This is a genomic window from Acinetobacter lwoffii (assembly GCF_029024105.1).
Lineage (GTDB): Bacteria > Pseudomonadota > Gammaproteobacteria > Pseudomonadales > Moraxellaceae > Acinetobacter > Acinetobacter lwoffii.
Map to the genome: position 1 here is coordinate 2058345 of NZ_CP118963.1, position 14691 is coordinate 2073035.

Annotated in this window: 14 protein-coding genes and 4 tRNA genes; 9 read left to right on the plus strand and 9 right to left on the minus strand. The window is 43.6% G+C overall.

Annotation, left to right across the window (positions count from 1 at the left end; genetic code table 11):
- The first annotated feature begins 200 nt into the window (after positions 1-200).
- Complete coding sequence (locus PYW33_RS09980) at positions 201-2705, plus strand: acyl-CoA dehydrogenase (RefSeq protein ID WP_004646499.1); 2505 nt, start codon at positions 201-203, stop codon at positions 2703-2705.
- A 167-nt stretch (positions 2706-2872) separates the two neighbouring features.
- Positions 2873-3259, plus strand: coding sequence for a carboxymuconolactone decarboxylase family protein (locus PYW33_RS09985; RefSeq protein ID WP_004646498.1), 387 nt, complete (start codon positions 2873-2875; stop codon positions 3257-3259).
- Between the two features lie 195 nt (positions 3260-3454).
- On the opposite strand, the gene PYW33_RS09990 is transcribed toward PYW33_RS09985, so the two are convergent.
- The 9 genes from PYW33_RS09990 to PYW33_RS10030 form a co-directional block, all read right to left on the minus strand.
- Positions 3455-4294, minus strand: coding sequence for an NAD(P)-dependent oxidoreductase (locus PYW33_RS09990; RefSeq protein WP_004646497.1), 840 nt, complete (start codon positions 4292-4294; stop codon positions 3455-3457).
- Positions 4295-4345: 51 nt separating this feature from the next.
- On the minus strand, positions 4346-5701 hold the full coding sequence (gene rutG / locus PYW33_RS09995; RefSeq protein WP_004646496.1) for a pyrimidine utilization transport protein G: 1356 nt from the start codon (positions 5699-5701) through the stop codon (positions 4346-4348).
- A gap of 33 nt (positions 5702-5734) precedes the next feature.
- The gene (gene rutF, locus PYW33_RS10000) at positions 5735-6250 is read right to left on the minus strand and encodes an NADH-dependent FMN reductase RutF (protein WP_370940775.1); all 516 of its coding nucleotides are present in this window, start codon (positions 6248-6250) and stop codon (positions 5735-5737) included.
- 145 nt (positions 6251-6395) lie between these two features.
- Positions 6396-6776, minus strand: coding sequence for a pyrimidine utilization protein C (gene rutC, locus PYW33_RS10005; protein ID WP_004646493.1), 381 nt, complete (start codon positions 6774-6776; stop codon positions 6396-6398).
- A 33-nt stretch (positions 6777-6809) separates the two neighbouring features.
- On the minus strand, positions 6810-7571 hold the full coding sequence (rutB, locus tag PYW33_RS10010; RefSeq protein ID WP_004646492.1) for a pyrimidine utilization protein B: 762 nt from the start codon (positions 7569-7571) through the stop codon (positions 6810-6812).
- On the minus strand, positions 7568-8674 hold the full coding sequence (gene rutA / locus PYW33_RS10015) for a pyrimidine utilization protein A (RefSeq protein ID WP_004646490.1): 1107 nt from the start codon (positions 8672-8674) through the stop codon (positions 7568-7570). Before rutA ends, rutB begins: the two co-directional genes overlap by 4 nt.
- Positions 8675-9010: 336 nt before the next feature.
- The gene (rutD, locus tag PYW33_RS10020) at positions 9011-9802 is read right to left on the minus strand and encodes a pyrimidine utilization protein D (RefSeq protein WP_004646489.1); all 792 of its coding nucleotides are present in this window, start codon (positions 9800-9802) and stop codon (positions 9011-9013) included.
- A gap of 80 nt (positions 9803-9882) precedes the next feature.
- A complete protein-coding gene (locus PYW33_RS10025; protein ID WP_004646488.1) occupies positions 9883-10140 on the minus strand; it encodes a hypothetical protein in 258 nt (85 codons plus the stop codon).
- 137 nt (positions 10141-10277) lie between these two features.
- On the minus strand, positions 10278-11459 hold the full coding sequence (locus tag PYW33_RS10030) for a S1C family serine protease (RefSeq protein ID WP_004646487.1): 1182 nt from the start codon (positions 11457-11459) through the stop codon (positions 10278-10280).
- Between the two features lie 170 nt (positions 11460-11629).
- Between PYW33_RS10030 and PYW33_RS10035 the strand changes: the two genes are divergently transcribed.
- From PYW33_RS10035 to PYW33_RS10065, 7 genes are all read left to right on the plus strand, one after another.
- Complete coding sequence (locus PYW33_RS10035; protein WP_004279653.1) at positions 11630-12388, plus strand: Nif3-like dinuclear metal center hexameric protein; 759 nt, start codon at positions 11630-11632, stop codon at positions 12386-12388.
- 153 nt (positions 12389-12541) lie between these two features.
- Entirely contained in the window at positions 12542-13168 is a 627-nt protein-coding gene (locus PYW33_RS10040) for a superoxide dismutase (RefSeq protein ID WP_004646486.1), read from the plus strand.
- A gap of 148 nt (positions 13169-13316) precedes the next feature.
- Positions 13317-13392, plus strand: a tRNA-Asn gene (locus tag PYW33_RS10045).
- Positions 13393-13397: 5 nt separating this feature from the next.
- Positions 13398-13473 (plus strand) — tRNA-Asn (locus PYW33_RS10050).
- Between the two features lie 291 nt (positions 13474-13764).
- Positions 13765-13840, plus strand: a tRNA-Asn gene (locus PYW33_RS10055).
- A 6-nt stretch (positions 13841-13846) separates the two neighbouring features.
- Positions 13847-13922, plus strand: a tRNA-Asn gene (locus PYW33_RS10060).
- Positions 13923-13983: 61 nt separating this feature from the next.
- A complete protein-coding gene (locus PYW33_RS10065) occupies positions 13984-14427 on the plus strand; it encodes a DUF2726 domain-containing protein (protein WP_026055767.1) in 444 nt (147 codons plus the stop codon).
- The last annotated feature ends 264 nt before the right edge of the window (positions 14428-14691 follow it).

Consider the following 14691-nt stretch of genomic DNA (forward strand, 5'->3'; position numbering starts at 1 on the left):
GACTGAGCATTTTTCAAACAATCTCATAAATAGATGAAAGATTTAAAAATATCGTTGCAAGACTTGAAAACGATCATTCTCACACGTGCAATGCTGAACCTGTCCGATCCTCAAGCGACAAAAAAAATGAATGAACTGTGACAAAAATTCTATGAGATCTCGGCACAGGCAGCGTTGTATAAATCTGGAGAACTATAACAATGCTATTTATATTTGCTGTACTACTGCTATTACTTAGTTTATGGGCGGTTTTCTATTTTCAGCTCTCTCGTAGCGCGGGTGCAATTGCACTAATTGTCATGTCAGTAGTCTGTGCCTTTATTAGCCCATGGTCACTTATTCTCGGCATTCCGCTGATCCTGATTAGCCTTGTGGTGATGATCGACCCTTTACGTATGTCGTTCATTTCTAAACCGGCCTATAAAGCACTGGCCAATGCCATGCCGAGTATCAGCCCGACAGAACGTGAAGCACTGGACTCCGGAACCAGCTGGTGGGAAAAAGAACTGTTTATGGGTGCACCGAAATGGGAAACCTTTAACAGTTATCCCTATCCCAAATTATCGCTAGAAGAACAAGCTTTTCTGGACAATGAGGTTGAGACCTTGTGCAGCATGCTGGATGAATGGGAAATCCATGAGCAGAAAGCGCTGCCTGATCATGTCTGGCAATATATTAAGGAACATGGTTTCTTAGGCCTGATTATTCCCAAAGAATACGGCGGTCGTGCCTTTAGCTCCTTTGCCCAAAGTCGGGTGATGAGCAAGATTGCTTCGCGATCTCTGACCACAGCCGTGAGTTGTATGGTACCGAACTCACTCGGACCAGGCGAGCTGTTACTGCATTATGGTACCGAAGAACAGAAAGACCGTTATCTGCCGGGTCTGGCGCGAGGCGAAGAAATTCCCTGTTTCGGTTTGACCAGTCCGGAGGCCGGTTCCGATGCTGGTGCGATTCCTGATACCGGTGTAGTCTGCTATGGCCAGTTTGAAGGTCAGGAAGTACTCGGTCTGAGAATGAATTTTTCCAAACGCTGGATTACTTTGGCACCAATTGCGACAGTGGTGGGTCTGGCCTTTAAAATGTATGATCCGGATCATCTTTTGGGTGAACAGACTGAATATGGCATTACCTGTGCCCTGCTTCCTGCCAGTCATGAAGGCGTAATAGTGGGACCACGGCATAACCCGGGACCGCCATTCATGAATGGAACAGTGGAAGGTAAAGATGTCTTTATTCCACTGGACTGGATTATTGGTGGCGTAAAAAATGCCGGTAAAGGATGGCGCATGCTGATGGAATGTTTGGCAGTCGGTCGTGGCATTTCCCTACCAGCGCTGTCTACTTCTACTTCAGAAATGACTTATTTAAATGTCGGCGCTTTCTCTCGCATCCGTCAGCAGTTCAAAATTTCAGTTGGTAAGTTTGAGGGTGTTCAGGAAGCCACCAGTGAAATCGCCAGTGATACCTATATGCTGGAGGCTTTCCGTTATCTGGTCACCTGTGGTTTGAATCAGGGCGGCAAGCCTGCCGTAATGACAGCGATTGCCAAATATTATGCGACAGAAGGCATGCGTAAAGTGGTCAATCACGGTATGGATGTGGTCGGTGGCCGCGCCATTCAGATGGGTCCGCGTAACTTTCTGGCGCCTTATTATCAGGCAATTCCAGTCTCCATTACGGTTGAAGGCGCCAATATTCTTAGTCGTTCCCTGATGATTTTCGGTCAGGGTTCAATGCGTTGCCATCCTTATCTTTATGAAGAATTACAGCTCTTACAAGCAGAAGATCCGGCAGCGGCTCTAAATCCTTTTGATAACTTGCTGTTTAAGCATTTGGGTTACACCTTTAACCGGACTGCTCGCTCCTTTGCCTATGCCTTTACAGGTGGCTCCAATGCTGCGCCGCAAAGTGCTGTTGACTTTACCCGTCCTTATTACAAGATCATTAACCGGCTGAGTGCCAACTTTGCTTTAACTGCGGATATGTGTCTAGGATTACTCGCAGGGGATATCAAACGTAAGGAAATGCTTTCGGGTCGTCTGGCCGATATTCATGCACATCTGTTTATTGCTTCCTCAATTCTCAAATTTTTTGAGCATAGCAAAAAGACTGAAGATGAGCGTTTACATGCACAGCTTGCATTAGAAAAATCTCTATATACAGCGCAAGAAGCTTTTTTTGACCTGTTTGCCAACTTTCCATCAGGTGCAGCAGCAGGCATGGTCAAACTGTTATGCTTCCCATTTGGCCGTCCGGTACAGAAACCATCAGACCAGCTGAAACAGCAGGTAGCGAACAGTATGATGGAAGACAATGCTTTCCGCCAGGTCTTGAAAAAACATGTCTATTACAATACTCATGAACATGATGTCACCGGCCGTATGGAATCTACTTTCACCATGTTGCTGGACATTGAACAGCTGTGGGATCGCTTTAAAAAAGCAGAAAATAAAGACCAGTTCAAGGGTTTAAGCTTTGCAGAGCATGTGGCAGATGCACAGCTACAAGGCTTTATTAATGATCAGGAAGCAGAAAAACTGCTGCACTATAATGCGCGCCGTTATGACAGCATGTTGACCGATGTATTTGATCTGCATTTGCAGGAAGTATTGGAGCTTGAGAATCCGTATCTCATCAAGGAAGATGCCAAAGGAACGGATACTTCAGTGCAAACTGATCCTTCACACTCAGTATCTCCTTAAATAAAACTTGAAGTTAAGGTGTCATAAATTCCAGAGTGAAGTCATTTTATTACTTTACTCTGGAAGCTTCACAAGTGGCTTTTCAGCCACTTTTTTACGACTATTGCACGATGGTATTTTGGATGGAAAGTACTAAGCTAGCCCTATAAGAAAATTGAGGGTAGACAATGTCACAACAAGATTATGAAAATGGCTTGAAAGTCCGTACTGAAGTGATGGGTGAAAGCTTTGTGAAGCGTGCTCAGGAAAATACCGTTCCATTTACCCAGCCATTACAGGACTGGATTAATGAACATGCCTGGGGTTCGACCTGGCAACGTGAAGGTGTGTTACCGCGTAAATACCGCTCTTTAATTACCATTGCCTTCCTTACAGCTCAAAAAAGTCCTACTGAACTAAAAGGCCATGTGCGAGGTGCCTTAAATAACGGCGCAACGGTTGAGGAAATTCAGGAAGTGCTGCTGCATAGCCTGCCTTACTGCGGCGCACCAGCAACCCAGGAAGCCTTTCGTGCTGCACTTGAAGTGATTCAGGAATATGAAACGAATCAGTAGAATTAAGAGATGAATGCAGATTGGTAATTAAAGTGATAGATAGTTTTAAAATTGCTTAGGCTATTTAAAGCAATTGAAATAAAAGTCCGGGAATTTTAAATCCCCGGATTTTTATATTTTAGATAAAGAAATCTATTGCGATGAACTTAATTGAAAATTAATTATTTCTCTTAATAACAGGTTTTAATAAAAACTTTATCCCCTTAATTCAATTTGCGTACGTTGTTCCAATCCTTGTACCGCAGCGGAAAAATCCAGCTGGCTGGCCTGAGGTCTGGCAATCTGCTGAAACTGTTGTTGCACCAAAGACATCACTGATAAATCCAGTTGCTGCTGTTGCGCCAGTTCTAAAGCAATACCAATATCTTTCTGCAATAAATCCAGCGCAAAGGTTTTATGAAACTCACGGCTCAGTACACGCTGCGCCATGATATTTTCCGACATGCTACTTTTACCACTGGAATGATTAATACAGTTCAACGCACTGCTTAAGTCAACTCCCTGCCCTTTCAGTACAGTTAAGCCTTCAGCCAGCGCCCATAAATGCGTAGCCATCAAAGTATTGTTAATGGCTTTCACTGCAAAACCGGAACCACTTTCTCCCACATATTCAATCAACCCAGCAAAAGCAGCAATGACCGGTTTGGCTTGCGTAAAGGCAGATTCACTTCCTCCCACCATCACGGTTAAAGTGCCTTTTTCTGCCCCAACAGTCTGACCAGATACCGGAGCATCCAGGTAATAGCTTCCCTGTTGCTCCAATCGATTTGCCAGTTTTTGGGCCGATTCTGGTACACCGCTGGTACAGTCAATCCAGATTGCACCCGGTTTAGGTGGATGTGCAGCAATTAGCTTCTCTACATCCTGACTGGTCGGCAAGCAAGAAAAAATAAAATCTGCCTGAACCGCCTGTTCAATACCCACTGCCTGAGTCCTGAAAGATTGAGCATGATCTAGCGCTTTCTGTTCAGTCCGGTTCCAGACCCAAACCGGATGTCCGAGTTTTGGCAAATGGGAGGCCATATGCCAGCCCATTGCCCCAAGTCCTAAAAATGCAACTGTATGACTCAAAAAATACTCCTTATATTAAGCGACTGGCTTAACCTCAACTTCTGTTGCGGTCGATGCAGGTTCAGGCAATTCTTTATCTTCACCACGATTTAGGAACAGGTTCAACAAAATCGCAGCCAAAGTCGCAGTACCGATACCACCCAAATCGAAACCACCAATCTGCAAGCTATAATTACCTGTCCCCATAATCAGACACACCGCACCAATAATCAGGGTACTGTTCTTGGTAAAATCAACATGGTTATCCACCCAGATTTTGGCACCAGCCACGGTAATCAACCCGAAGACCACAATCGATGCACCACCCAATAAAGCTACTGGAATGGTACTGATCACCGCACCAAATTTAGGTGAAAGTCCCAGCAAAATAGCGAAGATCCCGGCAAAAATAAATACGGTGGTGGCGTACACTTTGGTCACTGCCATCACACCGATATTTTCAGCATAAGTGGTCATCCCGGTACCGCCGACAGAAGCGGATAATGAAGTACAAACCCCATCTGCAAAGAAACCGCGTCCCATATACGGCGACAGATTTTTACCAGTCATTGCGGATACCGCTTTAAAGTGCCCAAGATTTTCTGCAACCAGAATAATGGCCACTGGTGCAATCATCAGCATGGCATTCATTTCAAAGACCGGACTCTGGAAATTCGGCAAACCAAACCATGCTGCTTCACTGACTTTGGTAAAATCAATCGCAGATCCGAAGCCCATGACGTTTGTGAAAAGGAAGTAAATCAGATAGGAAGACAATAAGCCCAATAACAGCAACAGACGGCGTACCATTCCTCGGGTAAACACAGCAATCACACTGATACAGATAATGGTGATTAATGCCATCCAGGAATCAAACTGGTTCGCTGAAACACTCTTAATTGCGACTGGCGCCAGGTTCAAACCAATGATCATCACAATCACGCCTGTCACTACTGGCGGCATCAGTTTTTCAATCCAGTTGGTACCGGTTTTCATGACCAGCAGACCAATCAAGGCATAGACAATACCGCAAGCAATGGTACCGCCAAGCGCCAGCCCGATATTGGGATTCGCCCCTGCTCCGGAGTAGCCTGTGACCGCCACCACGGCGCCAATAAAGGCAAAACTAGACCCCAGATAACTTGGCAATCGACCGCCAGTGATCAGGAAAAATAAAATGGTGCCAATCCCGGTAATAAAAATCGTGAGATTGGGATCAAACCCCATTAAAAGTGGCGCCAGCACGGTTGCCCCAAACATCGCAAACACATGCTGTAACCCGAGAATAATACTTTTCCCAGCAGGCAGATATTCATCTGTTTGCACGGGTGTGGTATCGAGATTGCCTTGGTAAGGCTTAAATTTTGGAAACCACGTTTCTTTTTCTTGCATCGGCTTCCCCTCCTTGATTAGGATTGAATTGAATTAGCACATTTTGTGTGGCTCACAGTAAGAACGGTTGAAGTACATCAGCGCATTGCCTTGACTCTGGCACATCGCTTTCACCTCACAGAACAGCACGTCATGACTGCCTACGGATAAACATTGGACCACCTCGCAGTCAAAACTGACTAAGGCATCCTCAAGTACAGGTGACTGGGTCACCAAAGTTTTCCAGTTCCCCTGACTGAAACGCTCTGCCATTGGTGTTTTTCCACCAAACAGATTGGAAAGATGTTGTTGATGTGATGCCAGGGTATTCACACACAACACCTGATTCTTTTTAAAGGTTTCATAAACTGAAGCAGAACGGTTCAGACACACCAGCAACGTTGGTGGTGCATCCGTCACGCTACATACGGCTGAGGCAGTAAATCCTGCCTGTCCTGCCTCACCTTGCGTGGTAATGACATTGACTGCAGCCCCGAGATTGGACATGCCTTGACGGAAAATCTGCTGATCAACTTGGGTAAAGATGTCATCTGATGCGTTAGTCGCCAAAACCTTATTTAATGCGTTATTTTCTGCAACTGTTTCTGTGATGATTTTAGATAGTTTGGCATTCATGCTGTTCTCCCGCCCCCAAGTCAATATTCAGTTTCAGACCTGGGGCATCTAGTAATGAGATTGAATCAGGTAGATCGACTTATACATGGGCAATCGAAGCAATTTCGACCAGCGCATCAGGTTTGACTAAACCTGTCTGTACGCAATACCGTGCCGGCTTATCTCCCGGGAAATACTCTGCATAAACTGCATTAATCGCAGCATAATCTGCCCAGTCTTTGACAAAGACATGGTTAAAGGTCACGTCATCCATACTGCCGCCTGCTTCCTCAATCACACGCTTGATAGTTTCCAGAATATGACGGGTCTGTGCTGCGGCATCACCGACATGCACCACATTATTATTTTCATCAAAAGCTAATGTACCGGATACATACACGATATTGTCTGCCTTGGTTGCCGGTACATACGGTGCTAATGGTTTCGATGTTCCTGCTGGAATAATGATTTCTTTAGGCATACTATTTTTTCCTTAATTCTGTTCTTTAATTCTTTATGCGCTTACAGCTAATTTAGTTTCTTTTAGTGACTCACTTTCTTTTTGAAAGGTCTCTACAAAATTTTTGGTATCTGATACCCAGCCAAAGAAAGTCTTGATGTTATACAGACTGGCTTCATGCGCTTCGACTGGACCGGCCTGATGGCAGGCATCAGCAAGTGCGATACCAAAATATTCTAAGAAGAAGCCATCACGTAGTGTCGACTCCACACACACGTTGGTGGCAATCCCCACAAAGACCAGATTGCGAATTCCTCTTACACGCAACATGCTGTCCAGCGCGGTATTAAAGAAACCGCTATAACGTGGCTTTTCGATCACCAGGTCTTGTGGCAGTGGTTTTAACTCATCAATCAGCTCAAAATCCCAACCACCTTTTGCTAACAATTGCCCCTGTAATTCAGGACGTTTACGCATGGTCTTTAAGGCATTGGATTTATGGAAATTTGGAGAGTCCTTACCACCCGCTTCCTTATATTCTGCATCCCAGCCATTTTTGAAATAAATCACCTGAATACCGGCTGCATGTGCGGCATCAACGGCCTTTTTAATATTTTCAACCACGGGCTTGGTTTTCGAGACATCAAAGCCCGCCAGATCCAGATAGCCACCCTGAGAGGTATAGGCATTTTGCATATCAATCACAATCAAGGCTGTCTGTTCTGGTGCAAGACAAATCGCTTCGGGTTCCGCTTTAAGCGTTTTTCCTGTGCCGAGTTTTTCCGTAAAACCGGCTGTTACGACTGATTCACTCATGCGCTTTTCTCCAAAACTGGCGCTTCATCTTCAATGACAATATGATCACGGCATTTCATTAGCGGCTGGATTTTTTGACCAAAGTCTTCAACCCCTTGAATAAAATCATCAAAAGTTAGTAGTACGCCTTCCGTACCTTTGATCTCACCAATTTCATCCAACATTCGTGCCACATTTTCATAAGAACCCACCAGCGTACCCATATTGATATTCACTGGAGATACGCTAGAAGCCATTTGACGGATATTGGTGTCTGCACCGGAAGTGGTATCTTTACCGCCTTGATTCATCAGCCAGTTAATCGCTTCCATATCAGCACCATCGTTATAGTGCTGCCATTTGGCTTGCGCTTCTTCATCAGTTTCTGCAGCAATCACCATAAACAGCACATAAGTCTGTACATCACGGCCAGTCACATCTGTTTTTTCTTTGAGGCGGTCATTAATTTCTGCATAAGCTGTTGGAGTATTCAGGCCTTTACCAAACACGAAGTTATAGTCAGCATATTGTGCAGAAAACTCTAAACCTGCATCAGATTGACCTGCACAGATAATCTTCATGTCGGCTTGTGGACGTGGGCTAACACGGCAATCTTCCATCTGGAAATGTTCGCCTTTAAAGTCTGATTTACCAGTCGCCCAAAGTTCACGCAGAATTTGTACATATTCAGACAGATATTCATAGCGTTTGCCAAAATAGTCATTACCTGGCCACATACCCATTTGGGTATATTCAGGTGGCTGCCAGCCAGTTACGACATTCAGACCAAAACGGCCATTTGAAATCGAATCAATGGTTGATGCCATGCGCGCGACAATTGCAGGTGGCATCACCAGAGTTGCGGCAGTTGCGAAAATTTTAATTTTGCTGGTGACAGCCGCAAGACCTGCCATCAGGGTAAACGTTTCCAGGTTATGTTCCCAAAATTCAGTCTTGCCACCAAAGCCACGCAGCTTGATCATAGAAAGTGCGAAATCGAAACCATAGTGCTCAGCACGCTGTACGATTTGTTTGTTTAACTCAAAAGTCGGCATGTACTGCGGTGCATTTTCAGAGAGTAACCAGCCATTATTTCCGATTGGACAGAAGACACCTATTTTCATTTTCACACCTCATTATTTTTAACACTTATTCAAAATTCTGATTCCACTTCGGGAATTTTATTTACAAGATAAACATTGCAAAGCGTGTGCCAACTATATTTAATTTACAATTATCAATTACTTAATATTTTATTTTTTGAATTTTTAGTAAAATAACCATTTTTACCTATGAGTCAATTTTGAACATATTGTTTCATTCAAGTGCACTCGTAGCAATTTTTGCATTTGCAGTTCATGCATCAATTCGAAGTAAAAACCATGCTGATGCTACAAAAATGATTGATTAGAAAAAATAAAAAACCAGACACGAGGTCTGGCTTTAAAAAAATCTTCAAACTAAGGGGAAATCAGGAAGGAAAGGATCAGTTGATTCACCTGATCTGTCTCGGTCACGGTGGAAGCATGTGCACCTGTAGCGAGTAAACTGAGATGACTATGCGGCAGGCATTGCTGTAATTGCTGTGACCGTTGATAAGGCACCAGAAAATCATCCTGATTGGCAATTAGATGTATAGGAACATCTTTTAATGCTTGCTGATGCTCTGTGTTCAGTTTAAAAGCCTGCACGGCTTGTAGGCGTGCCAGAACATTTTGGATCGGTGGAAAGTCAAGGAGCTGCTTATTTTCTGCTTCGGTTAACTGATCAATATGGGTTGAAATCCACTGCGGCGGATAAAGAAATAAAGCCTGTGCTCTCACATATGCCTCTGCCCCGCTATTGAGCAATAACGAAGTCCGGGCTTCGAAACACTTCTGAGTATGAGCATCCAGCTCTCCCCAAGCATTTAACATGGTCAGACTGAGTAGCTTAAACTTTCTTTCAGCCTGATAGGTCGCTAATTGCATGCCGATATGTCCGCCCAATGCATGCCCGATGAAATGAAACTCTCGAATGCCATCATTGATCAATAAATCCAGAATCTGGCCGGCCATATGGTCGATCGAATAAGACGTGGGCAATAGCTCAGAATCTGAATGACAGCCTTCCTGATCATAAGTGACTACATGAAAATGCTGCTGTAAAACTCTAATTTGAGGATTCCAGAAACTGGCATGTCCGCCCAATCCGGACGAAAGCACCATATAAGGTGCATCTGCCTGTGCTGCAAGATGAATAGATAAAGACATATCACTCTCATATTTTAACTATGAGATGAACGCAGCAAGATATATGCCTGAATAGAAGTATTTTTGAACAATTGATAAAATTATAGCCAGTAGACATTAAAGCTATAATAAAATTCCTGTACCTCAAAACGCACGTTATAACCGAGCTCAGTCAGCTCTGCCGAAAGACCCCGAATTTCTTCCAAAGGCAGATGTTTGGGAAAAACTGTCAGTACCGCTGTATTGCCTTGCCGGGCATTATCTTCAATCAGTTGCGCCAGACGTGGCTTATACATTTCAATATTCAGGTTAGCAACATTAGATAAAATTTTGGCCTGATCTGCCGTCATAAAATTCATTTTTATTTTCTCTTTTAATGTTATTTCACTAAGCTAAATGATTTATAAAACGCTTAATATTTCACTTTTGTATCAGAACATGCTGAAAGAAAGTATAAAAAAAATCCCTCATCATGAGGGATTTTTTTTAATCAAACTTATTGGCCTGGCAGAGGAATATATTGTGAAGCACTGTCTTGTGCCTTACGTTCAGTCACCACAACCTCTAGGATCATGGTTTTTCCTGCCCGCTCAATTTCAATCTGAATGGTACTGTTTGGCTTTTGCAAGGCCACAAAATTAATCAGATGTGAGGCAGAACTAATCTCTTCCTCATTTACTTTCATAATCTTATCGCCACGCTGGATTCCAGCCTTGGCAGCAGGTCCATCCGGTAGCACTTCTGCGACCGTCACACCTTTTTCTTTGGGTTGCAGGACATCATCACGCTCTGCAGGTAATAAGCTGATCCCTAACCAGCCACGAACCACACGGCCATCTTTCAAAATGGCATTCATCACCTGCTGACAGATTTTGGCCGGAATGGCAAAACCAATCCCCAGCGAACCACCAGACTGCGAGAAGATTGCAGTATTCACACCAATTAAATTACCGGCGACATCAATCAGCGCACCACCCGAGTTACCTGGGTTAATTGCAGCATCGGTCTGTACAAAGTCTTCATAGGTATTGATACCCAAATCTGAACGGCCCGTTGCCGAGATAATCCCCTGCGTCACGGTTTGCCCAACACCAAAAGGATTACCAATGGCCAGAACCACATCACCGACTTCATTGCCACTGAGTTTAAATGGCAAAACTGGCAATTGCGTCAGTTCAATCTTGATCACGGCCAGATCGGTATCCGGGTCAGTTCCGACCACTTTAGCTTCGGCACGACGTCCATCCTGCAAAGCCACTACAATCTGATCGGCCTGCGCAATCACGTGGTTATTGGTCAGGATATAACCGTCTGGACGTACAATTACACCCGAACCTAAACTGTTTTCATTCGGGCTTTGTCCATACTGGTCAGGCAACTGATCGCCAAAGAATTCACGAAATACCGGATCGGTCAGTAAAGGATGCGCCTGTTGCTTGACTTTTTGGGTAGTAAAAATATTCACGACAGCCGGGGCTGCCACTTTTACAGCAGCACTGTAGGAGACCACGCCTCCTGAGCGCGACGTATCAATCAACGGCTCTACTTTTTCAGCAGGCATTTTGACGCCATCTGGCGCAACTGGTGCCTTTGGTTTTTGTAGTTGTTGCCACCCCAAAAAACCGATAATGACTAAAATCAGTAACACCCAGGGTAACCATGTAAAGGTACGGCGCACGTTGCTATCCTCTAAAATATTTTAATTCGTTGATGACTAAGTAATTTGTGTCCTATTGTAATGCTAAATACATAACTAAACACAAAAAATTCCACAGAGATTTGTGCAGCTTTAGTTACAATTAGACCTATAGATAAATATGGGCAAGTTTTTAAACTTACAGGAATTTTATGGCGAATTTGAACGATATTATTCAATGGTGTGACCAGACTTTGGCAGCACGTGAATTTAAGGACTATGCACCGAATGGCTTGCAGATTGAAGGCAAATCCGAAGTGAATAAAATCCTCTGTGCCGTGACCGCCTCCCAGAGTGCAATTGAAGCTGCAATTGAGCAAGGCGCAGATTTATTGCTGGTTCATCATGGCTATTTCTGGAAAGGAGAAGCCTATCCGATTACGGGAATGCGTGGTAAACGCATTAAAACCCTGATTCAACATGATATCTCACTGGTTGGCTATCATCTGCCTTTAGACAGTCATCCAACACTGGGAAATAATGCCGCCATTGCGGATTTATTAGAACTCGAAAATATCGAACAGCTTGATCCGAGTGAGAAACGTCCAATTGGCAATATTGGCTATTTAAAACAGCCAATGAGTCCGGAAGATTTTAAAAATTATGTTTCAGAAAAGCTGGGCTTTGATGCGATTCATCTTCCTGCTGAAAAAACTCAAATCCATAAAGTCGGTTTCTGTACCGGTGGTGCGCAGGATTATATTCAAAAAGCGGCACTACAAGATTGTGATGCCTATATTTCAGGTGAAGTGAGCGAACGCACCTTTTATGAAGCTCAGGAACTGAATGTGCATTATTATGCTTGTGGCCATCATGCGACTGAAAAATACGGTGTGCAACGCCTTGGCAAGGCTATTTCAGAACAGTTTAATATTGAGTATGATTATTTCGAATTAAACAATCCGATTTAATTCGACTGACGGTTATGATCAGTGGCTTTATTCATATATTTTCAGGCTTTATTCTGTATTGTTATTTATACACGATGCCCATTTCTGCCCGATTATCTATTACAATAAAGCCACTTATTGTTAAAACCCAGCAAAATGCAAGGAATTGAGAACATGACAACCATTACTTTACCAGCATTACCTTACGGCTACGAAGATCTTGCTCCACACATCAGCAAGGAAACTTTAGAATACCATCACGACAAACACCACAATACGTATGTGGTTAACCTGAATAACCTGATCGCTGGTACTGAGCTTGAAGGCAAAACTCTAGAAGAAATTATTACAGCAACTGCTGGTGATGCTTCTAAAGCAGGTGTTTTCAATAACGCGGCTCAAGTTTGGAACCACACGTTCTACTGGAACTGTATGGCTAAAAACGGTGGCGGTAAAGCAACTGGTACTTTGGCTGCAAAAATTGACGAAGCTTTCGGTTCTTATGAAAAATTTGCTGAAGAATTTGCTGCTGCTGCAACTACTCAGTTTGGTTCAGGTTGGGCTTGGTTAGTGGCTGACGAAGTAAACGGTCAGCTTTCTATCATGAAAACTTCAAATGCTGATACGCCAATGGCGCACGGTAAAATTGCAGTGTTGACGATTGACGTTTGGGAACACGCTTACTACATCGATTTCCGTAATGCTCGTCCTAAGTACATCTCTACTTTCCTAGAAAGCCTAGTAAACTGGGATTATGCAAATGCGAAATATGCAGGTCAGCCTGCAGGTGTTGAGAAATAATTTTTTATTTCTTTGCTAAAAAAATCACCCATTTCGGGTGATTTTTTTATTTTTAGGCTCTAAATGAATATTTATGAAGCAAACAATTCATTTCTTTACATTAATTGATTGACGACCTGGTTATTCATCCCTAAAATGCCGATCAGATTCTCCAATAGCTCAGTCGGTAGAGCGACGGACTGTTAATCCGCAGGTCCCTGGTTCGAGCCCAGGTTGGAGAGCCATCTATTCTTCCATAGCTCAGTCGGTAGAGCGACGGACTGTTAATCCGCAGGTCCCTGGTTCGAGCCCAGGTGGAAGAGCCAAAATTCTGAAGAAACCCACTCATTGCGAAGTGGGTTTTTTTATAGCTGTATTTTTTAAATTGAGATCATATTGATTTATATGCGCGATCAACCGCTCATTTCTTATGCTCCAGATCACTTATCAAAATTAAGGCTGATCACGATTTTGTTATTAGAACCGGTTTACATAAACATAACAGTTTGAACTACAAACCTTTTCGACTATTTTTAAAACACTTGATTCAATTTCTGCAGCTTTTTTCTAAAAGTGCCTTGACCCCTTTTCAAATCTCTCTATAATCGCTGTCAGATTCTCCAATAGCTCAGTCGGTAGAGCGACGGACTGTTAATCCGCAGGTCCCTGGTTCGAGCCCAGGTTGGAGAGCCAATCTATTCTCCCATAGCTCAGTCGGTAGAGCGACGGACTGTTAATCCGCAGGTCCCTGGTTCGAGCCCAGGTGGGAGAGCCAAGATTCTGAAGAAACCCACTCATTGCGAAGTGGGTTTTTTTATTCTTCCCTTTTGTGATCTGTGTTTAATTTGAGTCAGTTTATATTTTTTGTGATTGGCTGCCTGGCAACATTTGCATTAGTTTGCCTGCTCTTCCCACATCTCTTCACCCGTCAAAAGAAATTCTATCCAAAGCGCGTCATTACTGCTTTTGAAAGCAGGATGTTTACACGTCTGAAAGATGCCTTTCCTCATCATCACATTCTGGCACAAGTCGCGTTTAGCGCTTTGATCACGCACGATCAGATGAAAATGCGCAATCAATTTAATCGCAAAGTCACAGACTTCGTAGTACTTGATCGTGAATATAATGTAGTAGCAATTGTCGAACTGGATGATCCGAGCCATATTGGCAAAGAACAGGAAGATGCTGAACGCGATGCCATGCTGATTGCAGCAGGCTATACCGTGATTCGATACACCCAGATTCCAACTATCAGACAACTGCAAAGGAATTTAAGATAAGTTAAGCTGCAATTGCGGTACTTTCCGGTGCAGCTTGAATTGGATTGATCAAAGCCTCCTGCTCCGCTTTTAATTTCTCGGCAGCTTTTCATACTTCAAAATTAACCTATCCTCGTCCAATTTAGCGTCTCATCACAAGCATTCTCAGTTAAACCTGCCTTTCTGCAGGATTAGGGTGATAAAGTTTAAATTATCGCTCTATAATCCTTTCGAAAACAAAATATAAGTCAGATGACCTGATTGGCCTGTTCCATTTCCGGCCAT

Excerpts from the sequence above, each read along its gene's own strand:
- PYW33_RS09980 (WP_004646499.1), top strand. The coding sequence starts at position 201 with ATGCTATTTATATTTGCTGTACTACTGCTATTACTTAGTTTATGGGCG.
- PYW33_RS09985 (WP_004646498.1), top strand. The coding sequence starts at position 2,873 with ATGTCACAACAAGATTATGAAAATGGCTTGAAAGTCCGTACTGAAGTG.
- PYW33_RS09990 (WP_004646497.1), bottom strand. The coding sequence starts at position 4,294 with ATGGGCTGGCATATGGCCTCCCATTTGCCAAAACTCGGACATCCGGTT.
- rutG (WP_004646496.1), bottom strand. The coding sequence starts at position 5,701 with ATGCAAGAAAAAGAAACGTGGTTTCCAAAATTTAAGCCTTACCAAGGC.
- rutC (WP_004646493.1), bottom strand. The coding sequence starts at position 6,776 with ATGCCTAAAGAAATCATTATTCCAGCAGGAACATCGAAACCATTAGCA.
- rutB (WP_004646492.1), bottom strand. The coding sequence starts at position 7,571 with ATGAGTGAATCAGTCGTAACAGCCGGTTTTACGGAAAAACTCGGCACA.
- rutA (WP_004646490.1), bottom strand. The coding sequence starts at position 8,674 with ATGAAAATAGGTGTCTTCTGTCCAATCGGAAATAATGGCTGGTTACTC.
- rutD (WP_004646489.1), bottom strand. The coding sequence starts at position 9,802 with ATGTCTTTATCTATTCATCTTGCAGCACAGGCAGATGCACCTTATATG.
- PYW33_RS10025 (WP_004646488.1), bottom strand. The coding sequence starts at position 10,140 with ATGAATTTTATGACGGCAGATCAGGCCAAAATTTTATCTAATGTTGCT.
- PYW33_RS10035 (WP_004279653.1), top strand. The coding sequence starts at position 11,630 with ATGGCGAATTTGAACGATATTATTCAATGGTGTGACCAGACTTTGGCA.
- PYW33_RS10040 (WP_004646486.1), top strand. The coding sequence starts at position 12,542 with ATGACAACCATTACTTTACCAGCATTACCTTACGGCTACGAAGATCTT.